The organism is Comamonas odontotermitis (genome assembly GCF_014207855.1).
GTDB lineage: Bacteria > Pseudomonadota > Gammaproteobacteria > Burkholderiales > Burkholderiaceae_C > Comamonas > Comamonas odontotermitis_A.
This window is the reverse complement of sequence record NZ_JACHKZ010000008.1, coordinates 103,423-125,273: the sequence shown is the minus strand read 5'-3', so window position 1 is coordinate 125,273 and position 21,851 is coordinate 103,423. Positions and strand designations below refer to the sequence as shown.

The 21,851-nt window shown below is 63.0% G+C and carries 21 protein-coding genes; 13 read left to right on the top strand and 8 right to left on the bottom strand.

Going from position 1 to position 21,851, the window contains the following annotated elements:
• Positions 1 to 88: 88 nt before the first annotated feature.
• A complete protein-coding gene (locus HNP33_RS08680; protein WP_184707380.1) occupies positions 89 to 1,558 on the bottom strand; it encodes a TIGR01777 family oxidoreductase in 1,470 nt (489 codons plus the stop codon).
• A 1-nt stretch (position 1,559) separates the two neighbouring features.
• The gene (locus HNP33_RS08675) at positions 1,560 to 2,210 is read right to left on the bottom strand and encodes a DUF4166 domain-containing protein (RefSeq protein ID WP_184707378.1); all 651 of its coding nucleotides are present in this window, start codon (positions 2,208 to 2,210) and stop codon (positions 1,560 to 1,562) included.
• 125 nt (positions 2,211 to 2,335) lie between these two features.
• On the opposite strand from HNP33_RS08675, the gene HNP33_RS08670 reads away from it, so the two are divergent.
• Together HNP33_RS08670 and HNP33_RS08665 are read left to right on the top strand one after the other, a co-directional pair.
• Positions 2,336 to 4,183 carry a sensor histidine kinase gene (locus HNP33_RS08670; RefSeq protein WP_184707376.1) on the top strand — a complete coding sequence of 616 codons (1,848 nt, stop codon included), beginning with the start codon at positions 2,336 to 2,338 and terminating at the stop codon, positions 4,181 to 4,183.
• On the top strand, positions 4,180 to 5,595 hold the full coding sequence (locus tag HNP33_RS08665; protein ID WP_184707374.1) for a sigma-54-dependent transcriptional regulator: 1,416 nt from the start codon (positions 4,180 to 4,182) through the stop codon (positions 5,593 to 5,595). The genes HNP33_RS08670 and HNP33_RS08665 overlap by 4 nt, the downstream gene beginning before the upstream one ends.
• A gap of 133 nt (positions 5,596 to 5,728) precedes the next feature.
• Here HNP33_RS08665 and HNP33_RS08660 read toward each other — a convergent pair whose 3' ends face one another.
• Positions 5,729 to 6,100: a cupin domain-containing protein gene (locus HNP33_RS08660; protein ID WP_184707372.1), complete on the bottom strand. Its 372-nt coding sequence runs from the start codon at positions 6,098 to 6,100 to the stop codon at positions 5,729 to 5,731.
• A gap of 127 nt (positions 6,101 to 6,227) precedes the next feature.
• Positions 6,228 to 6,878, bottom strand: a complete 651-nt coding sequence (locus HNP33_RS08655) for a TetR/AcrR family transcriptional regulator (protein ID WP_184707369.1) — start codon at positions 6,876 to 6,878, stop codon at positions 6,228 to 6,230.
• A 110-nt stretch (positions 6,879 to 6,988) separates the two neighbouring features.
• On the opposite strand from HNP33_RS08655, the gene fabF reads away from it, so the two are divergent.
• On the top strand, positions 6,989 to 8,272 hold the full coding sequence (gene fabF / locus HNP33_RS08650) for a beta-ketoacyl-ACP synthase II (protein ID WP_184707367.1): 1,284 nt from the start codon (positions 6,989 to 6,991) through the stop codon (positions 8,270 to 8,272).
• A 129-nt stretch (positions 8,273 to 8,401) separates the two neighbouring features.
• On the opposite strand, the gene aceA is transcribed toward fabF, so the two are convergent.
• Complete coding sequence (gene aceA / locus HNP33_RS08645) at positions 8,402 to 9,733, bottom strand: isocitrate lyase (RefSeq protein ID WP_184707365.1); 1,332 nt, start codon at positions 9,731 to 9,733, stop codon at positions 8,402 to 8,404.
• Positions 9,734 to 9,885: 152 nt separating this feature from the next.
• Entirely contained in the window at positions 9,886 to 10,149 is a 264-nt protein-coding gene (locus HNP33_RS08640; RefSeq protein WP_184707363.1) for a hypothetical protein, read from the bottom strand.
• A gap of 110 nt (positions 10,150 to 10,259) precedes the next feature.
• Here HNP33_RS08640 and HNP33_RS08635 point away from each other — a divergent pair, with 110 nt between their 5' ends.
• Complete coding sequence (locus HNP33_RS08635) at positions 10,260 to 11,183, top strand: DMT family transporter (RefSeq protein ID WP_184707361.1); 924 nt, start codon at positions 10,260 to 10,262, stop codon at positions 11,181 to 11,183.
• 15 nt (positions 11,184 to 11,198) lie between these two features.
• Here HNP33_RS08635 and HNP33_RS08630 read toward each other — a convergent pair whose 3' ends face one another.
• Complete coding sequence (locus tag HNP33_RS08630) at positions 11,199 to 11,552, bottom strand: hypothetical protein (RefSeq protein WP_184707475.1); 354 nt, start codon at positions 11,550 to 11,552, stop codon at positions 11,199 to 11,201.
• Here HNP33_RS08630 and HNP33_RS08625 point away from each other — a divergent pair.
• From HNP33_RS08625 to HNP33_RS08585, 9 genes are all read left to right on the top strand, one after another.
• On the top strand, positions 11,479 to 11,778 hold the full coding sequence (locus tag HNP33_RS08625) for an SWIB/MDM2 domain-containing protein (protein WP_184707359.1): 300 nt from the start codon (positions 11,479 to 11,481) through the stop codon (positions 11,776 to 11,778). The two genes, HNP33_RS08630 and HNP33_RS08625, sit on opposite strands and share 74 nt — an antisense overlap.
• Before the next feature lie 601 nt (positions 11,779 to 12,379).
• Entirely contained in the window at positions 12,380 to 14,554 is a 2,175-nt protein-coding gene (locus tag HNP33_RS08620; protein WP_184707465.1) for a TonB-dependent receptor, read from the top strand.
• 84 nt (positions 14,555 to 14,638) lie between these two features.
• The gene (locus tag HNP33_RS08615) at positions 14,639 to 15,328 is read left to right on the top strand and encodes a Fe2+-dependent dioxygenase (protein ID WP_184707357.1); all 690 of its coding nucleotides are present in this window, start codon (positions 14,639 to 14,641) and stop codon (positions 15,326 to 15,328) included.
• 46 nt (positions 15,329 to 15,374) lie between these two features.
• Positions 15,375 to 16,505 carry an alpha-hydroxy acid oxidase gene (locus HNP33_RS08610; RefSeq protein ID WP_184707355.1) on the top strand — a complete coding sequence of 377 codons (1,131 nt, stop codon included), beginning with the start codon at positions 15,375 to 15,377 and terminating at the stop codon, positions 16,503 to 16,505.
• 217 nt (positions 16,506 to 16,722) lie between these two features.
• Positions 16,723 to 16,995, top strand: coding sequence for a (2Fe-2S)-binding protein (locus HNP33_RS08605; RefSeq protein WP_184707353.1), 273 nt, complete (start codon positions 16,723 to 16,725; stop codon positions 16,993 to 16,995).
• Positions 16,996 to 17,092: 97 nt separating this feature from the next.
• Positions 17,093 to 17,824, top strand: coding sequence for an energy transducer TonB (locus HNP33_RS08600; RefSeq protein ID WP_184707351.1), 732 nt, complete (start codon positions 17,093 to 17,095; stop codon positions 17,822 to 17,824).
• A gap of 23 nt (positions 17,825 to 17,847) precedes the next feature.
• Positions 17,848 to 18,573 (top strand): MotA/TolQ/ExbB proton channel family protein, encoded by a 726-nt coding sequence (locus HNP33_RS08595; RefSeq protein ID WP_184707349.1) that lies wholly within the window; start codon positions 17,848 to 17,850, stop codon positions 18,571 to 18,573.
• Between the two features lie 2 nt (positions 18,574 to 18,575).
• Positions 18,576 to 18,989: an ExbD/TolR family protein gene (locus HNP33_RS08590; protein WP_184707347.1), complete on the top strand. Its 414-nt coding sequence runs from the start codon at positions 18,576 to 18,578 to the stop codon at positions 18,987 to 18,989.
• Between the two features lie 410 nt (positions 18,990 to 19,399).
• Entirely contained in the window at positions 19,400 to 20,428 is a 1,029-nt protein-coding gene (locus tag HNP33_RS08585; RefSeq protein WP_233464446.1) for a Bug family tripartite tricarboxylate transporter substrate binding protein, read from the top strand.
• A gap of 201 nt (positions 20,429 to 20,629) precedes the next feature.
• On the opposite strand, the gene HNP33_RS08580 is transcribed toward HNP33_RS08585, so the two are convergent.
• Positions 20,630 to 21,571 carry a nitroreductase family protein gene (locus tag HNP33_RS08580; RefSeq protein WP_184707345.1) on the bottom strand — a complete coding sequence of 314 codons (942 nt, stop codon included), beginning with the start codon at positions 21,569 to 21,571 and terminating at the stop codon, positions 20,630 to 20,632.
• Positions 21,572 to 21,851: the final 280 nt, after the last annotated feature.

Genomic DNA, 21,851 nt, shown 5'->3' with positions numbered 1-21,851 from the left:
AGCGGGGGCACGCGCTCGCCACGCCCCATCGCGCCCCATCGCGCCACCTTGCCCCCAAGGCCCAATGGCTCAGTTACCCCATGGGCTCTCAAGCCGCTGATCTGCCCGTCAGCTGGCCCAGCGCTGACGCCAGGCTGGCATAGCGAAAACGGTAACCGCTGCGCAGTGCCTGCGCAGGCACCACATTCTGGCCGCACAGCAGCAGCTCCGACATCTCGCCCAACAGCAGGCGCAGCGGCCAGCCAGGCACACGCAGCCACTGAGGGCGACCCACCGCACCCGAGAGGCACCGGGCAAACTGGCCCTGTGAGACCGCCTGCGGGGCCACGGCATTCAACGGGCCACGCAGCGCGGGCTCTGCCAAGGCATGGCAGACCAGGCCCACCGCATCGTCCAGGTGAATCCAGGGCATGGGCTGCAGGCCGCCGCCCAGCACCGCACCCAGCCCGCAGCGCGCCGCAAACGCCAGCGCAGGAAAGGCGCCATCGCCCCGGCCCAGCACAATGCCAGGGCGCAGACAGACCACGCGCACACCCAGCGCATTGCTGCGCGAGGCAGCGGCTTCCACCAGCCTGCACAGATCGGACTGAAAACGCCCTGGCTGCGGCGGCGCGCTCTCGTCCAGCGGCACGGCATCCAGCGGTACGCCGTAGTAGCCCACGGCCGACGCACAGACCAGCACCTCGGGCTTGTGGGAGAGGCGCGCGATCAGCCCCTGCAATTGCACCATCACCTGCAAGCGGCTTTGCAGCAGCAGGCGGCGGCGGCCGGCCGTCCATGGGGCGCCCAGAATGCCAGCGCCTGCCAGGTGCACCACGGCGTCGACGCGGGTTTCGCAGGGAATGTCGTCCAGCCTGTCCACCACCCACACGCCCTCACCCAGTGCTGCGCGCGCCTGCAAGGGGTCACGGCTCAGAACCAGCACCCGGCGGCCTTCCCGCAGCAGGCGCTGCACTAGCGCCTGGCCGACAAAGCCGGTACCGCCAGTCACCAGCACCGTCTGCTGCCCAAGACCTTGCAGTACAGCACCCTGGGCAGGTGGGATGGAATCGTTGCAGTGTGCGGTGGCGCCCAGCGTGCGCACCGCGAGGGCATTGCGCACGCTCCAGGCCAGTACGCACACCGATGCCACACTGAACATCGGCGTCCACGACCCATGCGTCACCACCGAAACACCCCCAGGCAGTTGCGCCGCCTGCCAGAACAGCGGCCCCGCAAGCCCCACCAGCAGGCCATAGCTCACCGCCAGCACCGTGTGCAGCGCGCGCTCAAGCGGCGGCAGCTTGCGGCTTCGGTCTTCTTCCAGAAAATCGGCAATGGTGATGAACAGCTCGGCCACCAGCAGGCCCGCAGGCAGCAGCACCCACCATCCGCGCCACTGCAGCCACGCAAAACTGGCAAACAGCAGGCCGTAGATGGCTTCACGCGCGGCATGCAGGCGCAGTTCGTGGCGCGCCGATGTGCGTTGCGGCAGGCGCGCTTCGCGCTCGTGGTGCCAGAAGTTGTCAAACGCACCCAAAAGCGACTGCACGGTGAGCAGTACAAAAACGATGGTCATCTCAGGACTCCAGAGGATCGGCAAAAACACCGGTTTGGTAAAAGGTTCGGCCCCACAGGGGGTGCGTCATCTCAAGGGTGAAGCGAAAGCGCCCCGGGCCTTCGTCGCGGTGCTCGACCCGGCACACGCCAGGCGTCAGCAGGGCGGGCACCGGCAGGCGCCTGCCGCCCAGCAGCCAGAAGTAGCGGCGGCTGTAGAACACCAGGGCACCCTGCTCCACACACACCTGCAGCGTCATCGACAGACCGCCCTCCGTGCACTCTTCCAGCTGGCCGCCGGGCCCCAGGCGCTTGGTGGATCGCACCGATTGGCTACCCGCACTGCCGCATTCGCCCAATTGGCGCGACCACACCACGCCACCCCGCCCGTCGCTTGCCACCTGCACCTGCGTAGGCACCAGTTCAGCGCGGCTGTCGGCCAGCGGGCTGCCCAGCAGCTGCGCCGCCCAGGCAAACAACCGGCCGACGCGCGATGTGCGCAGCTCCATGTGTCCGGCATAGGCCACCGGCGCATGCTGGCTGGCAAAACGGCGACGGATGGCGGGCGAGAGCGCTTGCCAGGCCTCAGGCCCGACCAGCGCGCTGATATCCAGCGCCTGGGCACTGGCAGAGGCCGGATGGATGTGCGAATGGGGAGCGTGCAAGGTGGTCATGCCTACACCAATGCAGCATCTGTGCCATTCACTATCTAATTGATTTAAATTGCATTTTTATTTTCACTGTAAACGCCGGATACAACGCCGTTGCCCGAGACGTCAACGCCGTATACAGTCCAGCCATGGCCATCCACCTCGCCCTGCTGCTCACCCTGCTCGAAATCCTCGCCCTTGGCAGCGTTCTGCTGCTGTGGGCCAAACAGGTGGCCGGCGCCCGGCTGCTGGTGGTGTTCCTCCTGGGTGTGGCGACGTGGATCGTCGGCAACGAGTTGCCCAACTGGGCGGGCTTGGGCAGCGTGCCGGTCGCCATGGCCCTGCTGTCATCCCTCACCTTCACCTCTGCCGCCTTCTTTCACTTCTGCGTGATCTTCTGTGGCGCACCACTGCACCGGCGTTGGGTACGCGCGGGCTATGCCATGGCGACGCTGGTGGCGCTGTTGTCGCTCGTGCGTTCGCCGGGCGAATTCATCCACTTTCCGCCATTTACCGGCTATCAATGGGTGGTGGTGCCCAATGCGGTGGGCTGGGTGCACAGCCTCGCCTGGGGCATTCTCGCGGCTGCGGGCCTGCTGGTGCTGGGCTGGGGGTGGCTGCATGCGCCCTCGCCGCTGCGCCGCAAGCAGTTCGCGTCGATTGCCGTCTCGAGCGCCTGGGGCCTGCTGGCCATTTCGGGCTTTGCCTTTGCTGCGCTCGGTATCGAGCACTATCCCTGGCCAGTGCTGACCATGCCGGTCTTTCCGCTGCTGCTGGTGTATGGCGTGCTGCGCTACCGGGTGTTTGTCGTCAATGTCTGGGCGCGGCGCGCGCTGGCGTCGGCCATTTTCATCGTGCTGGGGCTGGCGGTGGTGTCGCTCACGGTGCTGTTGCCGGTCGAATCGAAATGGCTCAATGCCGCTGCCGTGGCGACGGCGTGTTTCATCCTCAGCGGCCCGGTGTGGCGTTTTGCCTCGCGCCTCGTGTACCCAGGCGGCACGCCCTCTGCGGGCGATCTGCGCCAGTGGCGCAGCGCCATGGGCCAGGCCGAATCGATGGAGGCACTGGAGGCGGTTGCCGCCGCCCTGCTGTCCACCCGCATGGGCACACCGCTGCAGATGCAGGTACAGGCCGATGCCGCGCCGCCTGCCACCACCGACCGCAGCCAGCCCGGCCTGCTGTGCCATAAAAGCCCCCAGAGCGGCTGGCAGACGCACTTGCTGGGTTTTGAAGAGGCGCCGCCCGGCCAGCGGCATCTGGCAGCACTGTTTGGCGATACCCTGGCCGATGCGGCAGCGCAGGTCGAGCTGGCCGAGCTGGCTCAGCAGCGCGAGCGCGAGCGCCAGTTGCAGGCGCGCCTTGCGGAACTGGGCTCGCTGGCGGCCACGGTGGCCCACGACGTGCGCAACCCGCTCAACATCATCGCCATGGCCGTGGCGATGGCCCCGGCCGAAACCCGGCAGGAAGTGGGCGAGCAGATTGCCCGCATCTCGCACCTGACCAGCGATCTGCTCGACTACGCCAAGCCCTGGCAGATTGCGCCAGTGGCCACCGATCTGCACGCCCGCATCCAGGCCCAGGTGCGCCACCGCCCCGAGGTGGAACTGGGCGCCGCGCTGCAGCAGCCACGCATGGCCACGGTCGACCCAGCCCGGTTTGACCAGGCACTGGGCAACCTGCTCTCCAACGCCTGCACAGCAGCGGGCCAGCGGCGGGTGCTGGTGGATACCGAACAGCTGCCCGATGCAGTGCTGGTGCATGTGTGCGACGACGGCCCGGGCATCCCTGCCGATCTGCGCGAACGCCTCTTCGAGCCCTTTGCCTCACGCAGCCCCGGCGGCACCGGACTGGGCCTGGCCATTGCGGCGCGCATCATGGCCGCGCATGGCGGCGCTGCCTCCGTGACCGAGCGCGCGCCGTGGCGAACCTGCTTCACACTGCGCTTTCCACGGATTGCACCCACTGATTCTTCGGCCTCGGGCCTGCTTGCACCATGACTTCTGCCGCCCCATCCACACCCTCGGTATCCGGCCATGTGCTGCTGGTGGACGACGAGCCTGCCTACCAGCGCCTGGGCGCGAGCTTTCTGCGCCAGCTGGGCTACCGCGTGTCGGTGGCAGGCGATGTGGACAGCGCATTGCAGGCCTTTGCCGATGACCGCCCGCATGTGGTGCTGCTCGATCTGGCCATGCCGCCCAGCATGGATCCGCAGGCCGGGCTGTCGCTGATTCCGCACTTTGCGCAATCGGTCATCGTGGTGCTGAGCGGCCATGGCGAGCGCGACATTGCGCTGCAGGCGGTGGAGCGCGGCGTCTGGGATTTTCTGACCAAGCCCATCGACCCCGATGTGCTGCGCCTGGTGCTGACGCGCGCCATTCACAAGGCCCGGCTTGACGAGCAGGTGCGCGCCCTGCGCAGTGCCCAGCAGGGACAAGACCCGGGCGAGATGGGTCTGATCGGTCAGACGGCAGCCATGCAGCAGCTGCGCGCGCTGGTGCAGCGCGTGGGCGCCACCTCGGTCAACCTGATCGTGCTGGGCCCTACGGGTACCGGCAAGGAACTGGTGGCGCGCGCCCTGCACCAATGCAGCCCGCGCGCCGATGGGCCGTTTGCCGTGATCCACTGCGGCGCGCTGTCGGCTGAGCTGCTGGAGAGCGAGCTCTTCGGCCACCTCAAAGGCAGCTTTACCGGCGCCCACCGCGACCAGCCCGGCCTGCTGGAGACCGCGCACGGCGGCACCCTGTTCCTCGACGAAGTGGGCGAAATGCCCGCCCCCATGCAGGTCAAGCTGCTGCGCTTCTTGCAGGAAGGCAGCTTTCTGCCTGTGGGCGGGCGCGAGCTGCGCCGCGCCGAGGTGCGCGTGATTGCAGCCACCCACCGCGATCTGGAAGCCATGGTGCAGGCAGGCACCTTCCGCGAAGACCTGTTCTACCGCTTGAAAGGCATGGTGCTGCGCACCCCTGCACTGGCCGAGCGCACGGCAGACGTTCCCGTTCTGGCAGCACGTTTTCTGAAACATGTGGCGCCGCAGGCGCGCCTGTCTGCCGATGCCATGCAGTGGCTGCAGTCGCGCGACTGGCCGGGCAATGTGCGCCAGCTGCGCGCAGTGGTCGAATCCGCTGGTGCGCTGATCGCCCCGGGCAGCGCTTTGGTGGATGCCGAGCTGCTGAAATTTGCCAATGGCGACACCACCCACCTGCCCGCATCGCCCAGCACCGACGCAGCGGGCCCCCCCAGCGCTGCAGCCGACAGCCACGGTGCGCTCGATGCCGCCATGCTGGAGCTGGAGACCCGCATGCTGCGCGACGCCATGGCGCAGGCTGGCGGCAACCAGTCCGAGGCAGCGCGGCGCCTGGGTATCTCGCGCGTGGGGCTGATCAAAAAGCTGGGTCGGCTGGGCCTGAAGTGAGCATGGGTCTGCGATCCAAGCCGCCTGCGGCAATGGCGTGGCAAGATTCGCGCGGCCTTAAACTGCAAAATCAATAGCATATAGCGCTTTCTAAACAAGCGCTGCCAGCCAATTTCACCCAGCCTCTGCGGATTCAGGCCTCGGCCACCACGTAGACCTTCTTCACGAACTCGTCCACCTCCCAGTGGCCCGTCCAGCCTTCGGGCATGATGAAATGGTCGCCCACGCCAAACGCATGCACCGTGCCGTCCGGATCCACCAGGCGGCATGCGCCTTCGACGATGTAGCAAAACTCGATGTAGCCAACGATGTTGGAGCGGAAGGTGCCGGCGCTCGACTGCCAGGTGCCGGAACTCACCTTGCCGCCCAGCCCTTCAAACACCTGCATGGTCTGGTACTCGGTATCGCCGCTGATCGGGCGGCTGGGTTTGCCGATGACGGGGTTGACCAGCGTCTTGGCGGGCCAATGGATGATGGAGACGGGTTTTGCGGAGGTGCCGGACATGGTTGTGAAAGCTCACAGGGCAAAAGAAACGATTATCGATGGCGCCGCCCGATGATTCACAGCGGCAGTTGCACCGGCTGCACCGACCCCACCAACTCCATCAGACAGCGGAAGCCCATCAGCTGTTTTAGACCTCTGTCGACTGACGCATGCCAGATCCACCGTCCGCAGCCGATGCAGGGGCATCGGAGGGTGCTGTCAGGTGCCTGCGCAAGGTGGCCAGTATCTCTTCAGACAGCCGCGGGTTACCGGCGGCCGTGGCGCGCGCCAGCACCAACGCGCCCACCATGCTGCTGAGTGTGACAATGGTCTGGGTGCGGCGGGTGACGGCGTCGTCGCCCGGCAGTACCTCCATGAAGCGCGCGATATTGCGCTCCACGCCCTGGGCAAATACCTCCGACATCTCTGGCCCCGCACGTGCGGCGTCTGCGGCAAGGGCTGCGGCAGGGCAGCCTTCGCCGGGGTGATCGCGGTGGTCTGCAGAAAGATAGCCTTGCACCAGCCTGTGGAGCCTGTCAGTGGATGCGGCATTCGCATGCTCCGGCCCGCCCAGGCGATCAAGCGGAGTGATCGTCCAGTCAAAGGCACGCAAGCAAGCCTCGCGCGCCAGAGCGTCTTTCGATTCGAAATGCCGGTACAGCCCCCCGTGCGTCAACCCGGCGTCGCGCGTGATCTCGGCCACGCCCACGCCATCCAGGCCCTTTTGCCGGTACAGGCGCGCAGCGGCGTCCACGATTCCTTCACGATTTTCGGCTGCCTGGGCTTTGCTGACTTTCATACGTTAGATGATACCCATCATCAAAACTCAGTATGATGATGACCATCATCAATAGAGCAGACATGGGCTCGCTTTCAAACAGCGAGGCGGCTGCAGACGAAAGGTGCGACATGAATCGACGGGTGGTCATCACAGGCCTGGGCCTGGTGTCTCCTCTGGGGTGCAATGTGGAGGTGGCCTGGCAGCGGCTGCTGGCGGGCGAGTCGGGAGTGAGGTCTCTCGCCAGTGACGTGGGAGAAGGTACAGGGGTTGCCATTGCCGGGCGGGTACCCGGCCTGGATGAAGACCCACAGGCCGGCTGGAATGCGGAGGCCGTCATCTCCGCCAAGGAGCTGCGCCGCATGGACCGCTTCATCGCCTTTGCCCTGGGCGCGGCAGACCAGGCGCTGGCCCATGCGCGCTGGGCGCAGAGCGGTGCAGCGCAGCAGGAGCGCGCGGCAACCATCATCGGCTCCGGCGTGGGCGGCTTTGGCACCATTGCAGAAGCGGTGCGCACCACAGACACCAAGGGCCCGCAGCGCCTCTCGCCTTTCACGGTGCCCGCTTTTCTGGCCAATCTGGCAGCAGGCCAGGTGTCGATCCGGCACCAGCTCAAGGGCCCGCTCGGCGCGCCGGTCACTGCCTGCGCAGCCAGCATCCAGGCGATTGGAGACGCGGCACGCCTCATTCGCAATGACGAAGCCGACATGGCCTTGTGCGGCGGCAGCGAAGCCACCATCGACCGCGTGGCGCTGGGCAGCTTTGCTGCGGCCAAGGCGGTGGCCACGCGCTTCAACGATGACCCGGCGCGCGCGTCCCGCCCTTTCGATCTGGCGCGGGACGGCTTTGTCATGGCCGAAGGCGCGGGCCTTCTGGTGCTGGAATCTCTGGAGCATGCACTGGCGCGCGGAGCCACGCCGCTGGCCGAGGTGGTGGGTTACGGCACTTCGGCAGACGCCTACCACATCACCTCCGGGCCGGAGGATGGCGCGGGCGCGGCGCGCTCCATGCGCAACGCCTTGCGCAACGCGCGCCTGCAGCCCGGTGATATCCAGCATCTCAACGCCCATGCCACTTCTACCGCGGTGGGAGACAGGGGCGAACTTGCGGCCATCCGCCGGGTATTTGGCGCAGGAGCAGAGGCAAATACAGGCCCGTCCATCACCGCCACCAAATCTGCCCTGGGCCACATGCTGGGCGCAGCCGGGGGCGCGGCGGCCATCTTCACGGCACTGGCGCTGCGCGATCAGGTGGCACCGCCCGTGCTCAACCTCGAAAACCCAGACCCGCTGGCCGAGGGCCTCGGTCTGATACGCGGCCACGCCCAGCCGCACCCCATCGAGCATGCCATGCTCAACGGCTTTGGTTTTGGCGGCGTCAATGCCACGCTCATTCTGAAACGCTTTACGGGTTGAGGCCTGGCGCCTGGGCTAGCCACCCACGCAAACGCCAGAGCCCATGAAAAAGGCGGTCCGCAGACCGCCTTTCTCTCTTTTGCCCACCGGGGAGACCAATCCCCGGTGTGTCTTGCAGACCCGCACAGATCAGTGGAACTGCTCTTCCTCGGTCGAGCCGGTCAGCGCCTTCACGCTGGAGCTGCCGCCCTGGATGACGGTGGTCACATCGTCGAAGTAACCGGCGCCCACTTCCTGCTGGTGCGACACAAAGGTGTAGCCCTTGTCGCGAGCGGCGAATTCAGGCTCCTGAATCATTTCCACGTAATGCTTCATGCCTTCGCCGCGAGCGTACTCGTGGGCAAACTTGAAGGTGTTGTACCAGTTGCTGTGGATGCCGGCCAGCGTGATGAACTGGAACTTGTAGCCCAGCGCGGACAGATCTTCCTGGAAGGATGCGATCTGGCTGTCGTTGAGGTTCTTCTTCCAGTTGAACGAGGGCGAGCAGTTGTACGACAGCAGCTTGCCGGGCGCTGCAGCGTGCACGGCCTGGGCAAACTCGCGGGCAAAGCCAATGTCTGGCACGCCGGTTTCGCACCACACCAGATCGGCGTACGGCGCGTAGGCCACACCGCGGCTGATGGATTGCTCCAGACCGTTCTTGACGCGGTAGAAGCCTTCCTGCGTACGCTCGCCGGTCAGGAAAGCCTGGTCATTCGCATCGTGGTTGCTGGTGATCAGATTGGCGGCTTCGGCATCGGTACGGGCCAGGATGATGGTGGGCACGCCCATCACGTCGGCGGCAAAGCGCGCGGCGATCAGCTTTTCGCAGGCTTCGCGGGTGGGCACCAGCACCTTGCCACCCATGTGGCCGCACTTTTTGACGGCTGCCAACTGGTCTTCAAAGTGCACGCCGGCAGCACCTGCGGCAATCATGTTCTTCATCAGCTCGAAGGCGTTGAGCACGCCGCCGAAACCGGCTTCCGCATCGGCCACGATGGGCAGGAAATAGTCGATGAATTCCTTGTCGCCAGGATTGACACCCTTGCCCCACTGGATTTCATCGGCGCGCTTGAAGGTGTTGTTGATGCGACGCACCATCGCCGGCACCGAGTCGTAGGCGTACAGCGACTGGTCGGGGTACATGGTTTCAGACGTGTTGCCATCGGCCGCGACCTGCCAGCCCGACAGGTACACCGCTTCCAGTCCGGCCTTGGCCTGCTGCATGGCCTGGCCTGCAGAGATGGCGCCGAATGCATTGACGTAGCCCTTCTTGGCGCCGCCATTGATCTTTTCCCACAGCACATCGGCGCCGCGCTGGGCCAAGGTGTACTCCGGCTGCAGGCTGCCGCGCAGGCGCACCACATCGGCTGCGCTATAGCCACGCTTGACGCTCTTCCAGCGCGGGTTTTGCGCCCAATCCTTTTCCAGGGCGGCAATTTGCTGTTCGCGGCTGAGTTGTTGGTTCAGTTTCTGAGACATGGGGGAACTCCTATCAAAAAAGGTGAGGTAGTCGACAACTGTGGAACTGTGAGAAGAACCGGAGGACCGCTGTGCTGTCCATGGCTTTTACTGTAAGCCCGATTGGCCGCCATTTTTTGTCTTATGTCTTATATAAGACTAAAATTTAATCATTAAAAATCAAAAACATAAATATTTAATTTCGTATTATAAAAATCAATTTCTCGTATTGAGAAATTTTTGCGCATTGCAGCATTTAATGATTTCATAATGCGGAAGACCATTTTCATTGCTGAAAAATCATGCTGCTTCGCAGCAATTTCGCGCGCAGCCGGGGGGCAGCGGCAGGAGTGCACCCGGCCAAAAATAGTCTCTTCGCCTCTTCGCCGCCGCGCCGGTCGCCTGCGCGGCGCCCCAGGCATACCGGGCTCTGGCATGATGATCGGCTCGCCAAATGGCAGGCCAGTGACAGCTGCCCCCCGTGCCCATCCTGCAAGCCAGACAAGGCTTCAACGTCTGCCGAGCAATTCTTCTTTGCTATTGATTTATGAGCAATATCAGCAAACCGCTGGCTTATACCTACCTCGCGCTGAGCATGTCGCTGGTGGGCGCCTATGTCGCGCTCTCCAAACCGCTGGCAGCCGTACTGCCCGTGCTGCTGCTGGCCTGGCTGCGGTTTGGCATCGGTGTGGTGGCCATGGCAGGTTGGCTGCGGCGCCCGCCGAGTGAGCCGCGGCTGTCTGGCAAAGAGCGCGGCCTGCTGTTTCTGGAATCCTTCTTTGGCAACTTTCTCTTTACCATCTGCATGATCACAGGCGTGTCGATGACAGGCGCCGTAGCCGCAAGCGTGACCATGGCCGCCATTCCTGCAGCCATTGCGCTGTTCAGCTGGCTGTTGCTCAAGGAGCGTATCAGTGGCCGCGTGCTGTGCGCCATTGGCCTGGCCGTGCTGGGCATTGCATTGTTTGCCTTTGCCAAGCCCACACACATGCCAGAGCCGGGTGGCGCCGCCCGGCATAGCTGGCTTGGCCAGACGTTGCTGATTGCAGCCGTGTTCTGCGAAGCCAGCTACGCGGTCATCGGCAAGAAGCTCACTGCAAGCCTCAGCCCCAAGCGCATTGCCGCACTCATCAACCTGTGGGGTTTTGTGCTGACCACGCCATTTGGCCTGTACCTGGCCTGGCATTTTGACTTTGGCGGCGTGGCTGCACCGCTTTGGCTGCTGCTGCTGGGCTATGCGCTGGCTGCATGCGTCGTCACGGTATGGCTATGGATGACGGGCCTGCAGGCGGTGCCCGCATCGCAAAGCGCGGTATTCACCGTGATGCTGCCAGTATCCACGGCGCTGGTGGGCGTCGTGTTTCTGGGCGAAACGCTCAATGGCCTGCAGCTTCTGGCATTTGTGATCGCGGTATCCAGCCTGGTGCTGGCAACTGCACCACTGCCCCGACGCGAGCGCAACCCGACCTAGCATGACCCCAGGCTTTCAGGTGTTGTTGCCGGACAGGTTTTTTTTCACCAGCAATCGATTTTGCGCAAGAGAGGCGAAAAGTGCGCAATTATTTATGGAAATCAAACCAAAACTGCTTTTGATTGATAGCTGCAATCCATCAACAAAGGTCAGCGGGCCTGAAAGAAGCAACATTTCGAGGCAAAAAATTGCGCCTCTCCCTTGGAAAGCCCTTTTTTTACCGTTAGCATGGCTGTAACCAGCGGAGGGAAGCTCTGTCTGGCAGACAAAGATATTGATACAAGGAAACCAACACATGGCAACTGCATCCAAGACCGCTGCAAAGACTGCTGCTCCTGCCAAGAAGCGCACCCCTAATGCTGCTTTCATGAAGCCGCTGACTCCCAGCGCTGAATTGGGCGCCGTGGTGGGCACCGCTCCACTGCCACGCACCGAAATCATCAGCAAGCTGTGGGTCTACATCAAGGCGCACAACCTGCAAGATGCCAGCAACAAGCGCATGATCAATGCCGACGACAAGCTCAAGAAGGTATTTGGCAAGCCACAGGTTTCGATGTTCGAAATGGCTGGCCTGATCGGCAAGCACGTCAAGTAAGTCCTGTACCAGTTACCGGCCCGCAGGCCTGCCGCATAAGCGCAGGTTCTGCCAGAAAACCAGCCGCCTCGTGCGAGCTGGTTTTTTTTCGCCCGTCAAAACCAGCCCCCATCCTCGACCCCCCAAGCGAATGGGCTCGCTCTGTACCCATGCCCTGCCCTTCGGCCTGGCCCGAGCCATTTCAGGCCGCCTCACGCAGTTCCGTTACATTTGGCAGCGCCACTTGTGCACACTCCCTCTGAAAGCTCTACTCCGCAACGCACAATTGTGAAGATTTTCGAGCTTTTTGTTGCTTTTTTGCAAAATTCAAAATAAGAATCAGACTCATTTAGCGTAGCATTACGACCCGAGCGAGTGAAGAAGAGCGCGAGGGCTTGCGCTGCGTGTCATTGGCGCCGCCTTCGCCTTTTTCCCCTGCCAGCCACATCTGTCATGCCAGCGTCTTGTTTTGGACGCTGGCATTCCCGTTTGAGAGCTTCATAACATCCTGCCTTAGGAGAAAAACTTGTCCAAGAAACGCCAACACCGCCAGCGCGCAAAACAGGCGAGCCCGGCTACGCAAGCAACTGCGGCACCCATTTCCACCGTGGCTGACAAGGCCATGCTCCCTCTGGGCGCACTGATGCTGGCCGCCTCGGTCAGCAGCTGGGCCCAGACGCAGCCCGCCCCGGCAGCCCAGGCCGCCACACCGGAAGCCACACTGGGCACGGTGACGGTCAAGGACGCAGCCGAAGTGCAGAGCAAGGACACGATCATGGTCAAGAAGACCACGGTCGGCAAAGGCAACCAGGACATCAAGGACATTCCGCAATCGGTGACGGTGTTCACCGAAAAGTTGATGACCGACCGCAACCAGGATGACTTCCGCGACGTGCTGCGCACCACCGCTGGCGTGACCTTCCAGGCAGGCGAGACCGGCGAAGAAGACGTGCGCCTGCGCGGCTTCTCGCTGGGCCAGGCTGGCGACATCTATGTGGACGGCATGAAGGATGCCCCCCTCTATGAGCGCGACACCTTCAACCTCGACCGCGTGGAAGTGCTCAAGGGCTCTGCCTCGATGCTGTTTGGCAAGGGTTCGACCGGCGGCGTGGTCAACCAGGTCAACAAGTCGCCCCTGCTGATCGACCAGAAGGAAGTCAGCTACACCTTCGGCACCGGCCAATTCCACCGCGCGACCGGCGATTTCAACTTTGTGACTGGCGAAAACGCAGCCCTGCGTCTGAACGCCATGATCAACAACGACTACAACTACGGCGCCTTCCAGAAGAAGCGCGGCATCGCGCCCACCTTCTCGTGGGGCATCGGCACCCGTGACGAGTTCTCGATCGGCGCCTATTACCTGGACATCAAGGGCCGCCCCAGCTACAACCACCCGTGGCTGACGGCTGACGGCAAGATCATTCCGACCCTGCCTGCCAAGAACTTCTACGGTCTCAACGGTGACCACCTGAACACCTCGGCCAAGTACCTGACCCTGGGCCACATCCACCGCTTTGACGATGGCGGTGAGCTCAAGACCCGCGTGCGTCATGGCAAGTATGAACGCGACCTGCTGGCATCGACCATCGGCTTTGCCAACCCACGCCCTACCGTGATCAGCGATATCACCGACAACACCCAGCTGACCCGTGGTTCAAAGGGCCGCATCGGCGAAAGCACGATGAGCCAGTTGCAGAGCGACTACACCAACAGCATCAAGCTCGGTGGCATGAAGCACGACATCATCACCGGCTTCGACTTCTACAACGACGATGCCGACCGCAACAGCAACGTAGCCAACACCGGCACGCGCCCCAACACCAGCGTGGGCACGCCCAACAATGGCGACTGGGTGCCTGACAACCGTGGCCCGATTGCCTTCAACACCTTCAAGGCCCGCAATCTGGGCCTGTATGCCCAGGACACCGTGTCGCTGACGAACACCGTCAAGCTGGTCGGCGGCCTGCGCTATGACCACTTCAAGGCCTCGTACCGCAATGCGGACGGCAGCCTGTCGAGCGAGCGCAGCGACGGCCTGTGGAGTCCCCGTGTCGGCCTGATCTTCCAGCCCGATGAGCTCAGCAGCTACTACATGTCGTACGGCACCTCGTACAACACCTCGGGCGACACCTACCAGTACGCCATCAACATCAGCAACGGAACCAGCCGTACCGCCAACACCGACCCGGAAAAGAGCCGCAACTTCGAAATCGGCGGCAAGTGGGAGCTGTTCGAGCGCAAGGCGCTGGCTGGCGTTGCCCTGTTCTACAGCGAGAAGTACAACGAGCGCAACACCGACCCGGACACCACCGCCACGCAGGAGCTGCTGTCGGGCAAGCGCCACGCTGCGGGCGTGGAATTCAACTTCGCCGGCCGCATCACGCCCCAGTGGGAAGTGATGTGGAACCACACCTGGATTCCCCGTGCCAAGATCGACAAGAGCAATGTGGTGCTGGCTGCCAATGGTGGCGGAGCGCAGGTGGAAGGCGACCGCCCAGGTCTCACGCCTAAGCACAGCGGCAGCGTGTGGACCACCTACCAGGTGCTGCCCAAGCTGCGCATCGGTACCGGCCTGACCTACCGCAGCGCACAAAGCCCGGAAGGTGCCCGCCAGGTACAGGCATCGGGCTTCACCACGATCGATGCGATGGCCGAATACACGTTCGACCAGAAGACTTCGCTCAAGCTGAATGTGACCAACCTGACCGACAAGCTGTATGCTGATACGCTGTACCGTGGCTTCTACCAGCCGGGTGCTGCGCGCGCCGTACAGATGACCCTGAAGCACCGCTTCTAAAGTCAGCCAGCCTCCAAGGCCGAGGGCGTGCGCATTCAGCGCACGCCCTTTTTTTCATCGCCGGATAGCCCATCGATTTCAGCCATGTTTCTTCATGTCCCCAAGCTGCTGAGTGCAGCTGAATTGAACCGCGCCCGCGCACTGCTGGACAACAGTCCTTATTGGAGCGATGGCGCCACCAGCGCCGGAGCGCAGGCCGTGCACCAGAAGAACAACCAGCAGCTTGCGCAGGACAGCGATACCGCGCGCGAGCTGCAGGAGCTGGTGCTGGCGGCGCTCAAGCGAGATCCGCTGTTCTTCTCTGCCGCCCTGCCCAAACGCATCTTCAACCCACTGTTCAACCGCTACAGCGGCGCCAGCAACTTCTATGGCGAGCATGTCGATGGCGCGGTCCTTCACTCCAAAGCCACGCAGCAATGGGTGCGCAGCGACATCTCGTGCACCCTGTTCCTCAGCGAACCCTCCGAATACGAGGGTGGCGAGCTGGTGATGCGCGAGCATTTTGGTGAAAAGAAGATCAAGCTCGCCGCCGGCGACATGATCCTCTACCCCGGCAGCACCGTGCACCAGGTCATGCCGGTGACGCGTGGCACGCGCCTGGCGAGCTTCTTCTGGGTAGAAAGCATGGTGCGCTCCACCGAGCAGCGCCAGATGCTGTTTGACATGGACATGCAGCTTTTGCGCCTGCGCCAGCAAGTGGGGGAACAGAACCCGTCCATCATCGGCCTCACCGGAACCTACCACAACCTTTTGCGCCTTTGGGCAGATGTATAGAGCGCGATCAGCTACTCTATTCATAGCAAATTGAAGCTTTCAGGATATGACCGCTCCCCTGCCCACCCTGCTTCCCATCCCACCGGGCACTGTCAACCTGGCCGATTACGAGCGCCATGCACAGGCGCGCATGGACGCCAATGCCTGGGCCTACTTCAGCGGCGGCGCTGGTGATGAAATCACCCTGCGCGCCAACGCCAGCGCCTGGCAGCAGATCGAGCTTGCGCCCCGCGTGCTCCGCCCCCTGGCCCACGGCAACACACAGTTGCAGCTGCTGGGCCAGCGCCTGGCGCACCCCCTGCTCGCGGCCCCCATGGCCTTTCAATGCCTGGCGCAGGAATCGGGCGAAATCGGCATGGCTTATGCCTGCGCCGCCATGGGAGCGGGGCTGGTGGTCAGCACCCAGGCCAGCCAGCCGCTGGATGCCATTGCCGCCAGCTACTTGCAGGATGCCGCCCACGGCCCGTTGTGGTTTCAGCTCTACCTGCAGCATGACCGCGCCTTCAACATCGATCTGCTGCGCCGCGCAGAAGCTGCCGGTTACCAGGCACTGGTGGTCACGGTGGATGCGCCCACCAGCGGCGTCCGTGACCGCGAGCGACGAGCCCCGTTCAAGCTGCCTGCGGGTATCGGCGCCATCAACATGACCGGTCTGCCCGCTGCCGAACCAGTGCGGCTCACCCCTGCCGACAGCCCCCTGTTTGACGACCTGCTGCGCCATGCGCCCACCTGGGACGACATTGCCTGGCTGCGCAGCCAGACGGCGCTGCCGATTCTGCTCAAAGGCATCACCCACCCGCTGGATGCGAAGCAAGCCGTGGGGTTGGGGGCCAACGGCATCATCTGCAGCAACCATGGCGGCCGTACCCTCGATACCATGCCCGCCACCGCACGCCTGCTGCCGGGCGTGGTGGCAGCCGTGGGTGGCGCCGTTCCGGTGCTGGTGGACGGCGGCATCCGGCGCGGCACCGATGTCTTCAAGGCCCTGGCGCTGGGCGCATCGGCTGTACTGGTAGGCCGGCCCCTGGTGTATGGCCTCGCCACAGCCGGAGCAGCCGGCGTGGCCCATGTCATCCGGCTACTGCGTGATGAGCTGGAGGCTGCCATGGCGCTCACCGGCTGCCGCAGCATGTCCGATATCGGCCCTGAGCTGCTGGCCGGCGACTGGCAACGCTAGAAAAGCAGGGCTTTTTTTACTACCAAATCAAGAGCATTTGATACATACCTAGATTGGCCTTGAGAGCAATTTCATTCAGATCGATTCATAGCTTATACGCATTGGCGCAACACAGCATCCCTATCACGCTCATGTGATTATTGCGAATGCGACAAATTCTTATTTATAATCCATCCAACATTTATCACTAGCCAGCCACCACGCTGTTCGTCACACCATGATCGTTTGTGTTTGCCGTCGGGTCTCGGATCGAGAGATTGCACGCCACGCGCATGCAGGCATGTCGTTTGATGAAATCCAGTTCGAACTGGGTGTTGGACTGCAATGCGGTTGCTGCGAAGGCTGCGCCCGCGATGTGGTCGAGCAGTGCAGCGCGTCGCGCCCGGTTGCCGCTTTGCGTAACGAAGCGATGACACAGCCGGTCCAGCTTGCCAAAGCCATTACGGAAAGCAAAGCATGGAACTCCTCGCCGCTGTCACAGGCAGCCTGATCCTCGTCGCTGCCTCCATCTGGTGGGTCTTTCAGAAGTAAACCACCATTGATTTGCCGTGCTGCGGCACTCTGCCCGCAGCACTTTTTATCGCCTTATGCATCCTTCAGACCCTACCAGCCCCCCCAAGAATACGGGGCGTAACATCGTGGTCGCGGGATCGGTGCTGGCAGCACACGTTGCCGGCCTGTGGGCCTTGCAGGCAGGCCTGCTCAAAAGCGCTGCCGTTGAGCTACCCAAACCTGAGCCCGTGGTGGTGCAGTTGATTGCACCTGAGCCCATGCCCGTGGTGGCGCCGCCTCCACCGCCTGCGCCCAAGCCGCCGCCGCCCGCACCAGTGCCCAAGCCGCAGCCAAAACCCAAGCCAGCGCCCAAGCCCATGCCCAAGCCGCAGGCGATCAAGGACCCGACGCCAGCGCCCAATGCCGTCAAAGGCAGCGCAGAGCCTCAGCCGCCAGCGCCGCCCATCGAGGCGCCTACGCCACCTGCACCGCCTGCCCCACCGTCTCCGCCGCCAGCGCCTCCCGCGCCGCCCGCCCAGCCGGTGATTCGCCTGCCTGATGTCAATGCGGCCTATCTGAGCAATCCGCTGCCGCCTTATCCGAGCATCAGCAAGCGCATGGGTGAGACGGGAACGACCATCGTGCGCGTCCACATCGACGAAGAAGGCAAGGTGCTCGATATTCAGCTGAAGAAATCCAGCGGCTATGACCGCCTGGACCAGGCTGCACTCGATGGCATCCGAAAATGGCGCTTCAAGCCCGGCACGTCCAACGGAACACCTCAACCCATGTGGGTCAATGTACCCATGAAGTGGGAACTCAATTAAATATTTCGGAAACAGGAAAAGCTATGGACTCGCAATTCGGCATCGCCCACGTTTGGGCCCAGGGAGATTTCGTGACCAAGGCAGTCGCCTTGATTCTGGTCGCCATGTCGCTCGCCTCTTGGATCGTGATCATCATCAAGGCGCTGGACATCATGCGCTTCAAGAAGTACGCCCGCAGCGCCCAGGATTTCTGGCACAGCGCCGACTTTGCCGCTGGCCTGGACAAGCTGGGCGCGCAGGCGGACAACCCCTTCCGCCAACTGGCCCTGGAAGGCCGCGAAGCCACCTCGCACCACCGCAAAACGGCCGAGCACCTGCACGATTCGCTCGACATCAGCGACTGGGTGACGCGCTGCCTGCGCAACGGCATTGACGAGTTCACCGCCCGTGCGCAATCGGGCCTGGCCGTGCTGGCATCGGTTGGCTCCACCGCGCCTTTCATTGGCCTGTTTGGTACCGTCTGGGGCATTTACCATGCACTGGTCGCCATCGGCCTGTCGGGCCAGTCGTCGATTGACAAAGTCGCGGGCCCCATCGGAGAAGCGCTGATCATGACCGCCCTGGGCCTGGCAGTCGCCATCCCCGCCGTGCTGGGCTACAACGCGCTGGTGCGCGGCAACAAATCCGTGCTCAACCGCTTGAACAGCTTTGCCCACGACCTGCACGCCTTCTTTGTGACCGGTGCGCGCCTCAATGTGGAAGGCGGCAGCGCCCGTGCCGTGGTGACGCCGCTGAAGAAAGGGGCCTGAGCATGGCCTTCGGAACCCAAGACGAATCCGATGAGGTGATGAACGAGATCAACATGACGCCGCTGGTCGACGTCATGCTGGTGCTGCTGATCATCTTCATCATCACTGTGCCCGTGATGAAGCATTCGGTGAACGTGGACCTGCCGCGCGCCGAGAACGTGCCGGAGGAGACCAAGCCTGAAACCATCCAGCTGGCCATCCTCTCGGACGGCAGCTACAACTGGAACGGTCAAGCCGTCACCGATGCCGAGCTGGAGCAGAAGCTGCAGGCAGAAGCCGCCAAGGAGCCGCAGCCCGAGCTGCACATCCGTGGCGCGCGCGATGTGCTCTACGAAAAGGTCGCACAGGCCATGGCCGCTGCCCAACGCAGCAACATCAAGAAAATCGGCTTCATCACCGAACAGGCTGCCAAGTAAACCTATCTGGTATCTGGCACCGCAAAAGAACAAGGGCTCCCTCAGGGGCCCTTGTTCTTTTGCAGCACAACAACCACAGTGTCCGCGCTTCAGCAGGCCCGCGCCCTTCTTGCTGCCGCCGCCCTGCCCATGCCCATGAAGAGCCCGTACAGCATCTCGGCCATTTCTTGCCGCCCGCGGCAGTGCCATATAGGCATAGCGCTATCGTTCAAATAGCAAGCTAGACCATTGCGCTTTGTCAAAGCCCCTAGATCTGCAACAGCGCGCCTTCAGGTTTACCCCAAAAACAGCCTGTCAGACCAGCCTCTACACTGGTCTCGGGAACCTGGGCGAGCTGCACTGGACGAAGCAGTGGCGGGCATTCACTCTCCAGCGCCTCCCTGACTGGTACCGTGCAACGAGGAGACATTTTGAAGACTGAATCCGGCCACCCCCACCCTTCCCTGAACCGTCGCCAACTGCTGCGCATGGCTGCTGCCGCATCCGCTGCCAGCACCACCGGCTGGGCCTTTGCCTCGGGTGAAAAAACAGCGTTCCCCACCAAACCCGTACGCGTGATCGTGCCTTTTGCGGCAGGCGGTGCCACCGATGTGCTCGCCCGCGCCGTATGCGACAAGCTGGGGCAGCAACTGGGCCAGCCGTCCATCGTGGACAACCGCCCGGGCGCAGCGGGGCTGCTCGCATGCGACGCTGTCGCCAAGGCAGCGCCTGACGGCCATACATTGACCCTGGGCACTACCAGCACCATGCTATCGAACCAGTTCATGTTCAAGAAGCTGCCTTACGACGCACAAAAGGACCTGGTGCCGGTGGTACGCATCTGCTGGGCGCCAATCGTGCTCGTAGTGAACAGCAAGCTGGCCGCACGCACTCTGCCCGAGCTGATGGCCTACGCCAAGGCCAACAAAGGCCAGCTCACCTACGGCAGCTATGGCATCGGCTCGCAAGGCCATCTGGCGCTGGCCACCTTGAGCAAGGTCACTGATGCGGACATGACCCATATCGCCTACAAGGGCGAGGCCCCGATGGTGCAGGACCTGGTGGGAGGCCAGTTGATGATCGGCATCGGCAGCATCCTCTCGCTCAAGCAGCACATCGACAGCGGCAAGCTGCGGGCCATCGCTTTCACCGGCCGCACCCGTGTGCCCGCCCTGCCCGAGGTGCCTACTTTTGCCGAACTGGGCCACCAGCAAGATGCGTTCACCGTCTCGGGCTGGCTGGGGGTAGCGGCCACCGGGGGTACGCCGGCAGCCGTGGCGGACCAGCTAGGGGCTCAGATTCGCAAAGCCCTGCAGACCCGCGAGGTCAACGCACGGGTGCTGATGGCTGGTTTCGTGCCGCTGACCGACGACAGCCCTCAGAGGTACCAGGCCGATTGGCGCCGCGAGCTCCCCATATGGAAACAGCTGCTGCAGGACGCGGGCGTGCAGCCTACCTAGGCTGCGCGTAAACACGATCATCGTCCTTCAAACGTGGCGGCAATCTCCTCGCGCCACGGCAGCGGCCTTGCGAGGCGTCCCTAACCGGGCGCCCCTAGCCGGGTGCCCCTAGCCGGACGCCCCTAGCCGGGCGCCCCTAGCCGGGCGCCCCTAGCCGGGTGCCCCTAACCGGGCGTCCTCAAACCCACTGTCTCAGCGGATTCAAGCTGGGTTGCCCGTCCCCTTGCTCACTACTTCGGCAGCACCAGAAACAGGCACGGGTACATCTGCATTTGGGAAAACACTCTCCCATTGGCTACGCATACGTTGCGCTGGCGGCTTACGACGCGGAGGAGGAGCCATGGCGATGCTCCCGAGGCTGATGAACCCCGCCAGAAACTCATGGTGACCAACGCCTAACGCCTCCTTGAGCAGAGGATCAAAGCACCGATCTCCACTGAGCAAAATGCCACCAAAGCCCAACTGATGCGCTGCATTGAGAAAATTGCCTATTGCCGCGCCCGCACACAGCCACTGCTCACGGAAGGGAATGTTCTTACGCTCCTGCAGGGAAACGATGAATGCAAGCAACACAGGGCTCCGCGTCGCATGCTCCATGGCGCGATCGATATCTGCCCTTGAAGCCAAGGGGTCCCGGCGCAGCTTCTCCTCCATGAACAGCCGAGCCAGTGCCTGGCGCTGATGCGGTGCAAACGTGAGCAAGCGCCAGGGGTGGAGGTTTCCATGATCGGGGGCCGCCAGTGCCGCCTCGGTCATCAGATCTATGTCTTCAATCTGGGGCCCTGGCAAACCAAGACGCTTCGGAGATACCGATCTGCGATCAATCAAGAAGCCCACAGCAGCTTTTTTTCTTGATGCCGCAAAAATATGTTTGAGCTCCTCCACGGAGTCAGTCAACTTGTGCGCCCATTCCAGCACCTGCTCACCAGACGCGGTGAATCCAGCAAAAGGGTAGCCTGGTACAACCAGCTTTTTTCCATACTCCGTTTCGGCTTGCGCGATGGATGCTTGCAGCCCCTCGTAGGAAAGAGCACAGGTGAGCGCAGCGGCTTGCCAATCACGCGTGCGCTCCAGAGCGAACAATTGGGGAGTAATGGCCAACAGATTGAAATGGGGAGGCAGCGATTCTGCGCGCGTGAACATGGCATCTCCAGCATAAGAACTTGCTCGCCTGGCTCTGGGATGGAACTTTCACCAAAGGTCCAAAGGCCCAAAGGCCCAAATTCCGTCTGCACCACCTGGGTGCCTGTCTTCAGCTTCGCAGGCTTTTCCGGCTCGCGCTGCAAAAAAGACTGACATCCCAGGCGCCAGACCACCAGCAGGCGGCGTGGCAATGGCAGCGCCGCCTCTGCAACGAAATCTGCCCTTGGATGAAGCCAGCAGCAAACCATCGAGTGATCGCTATTATATTTTGGAATAACGA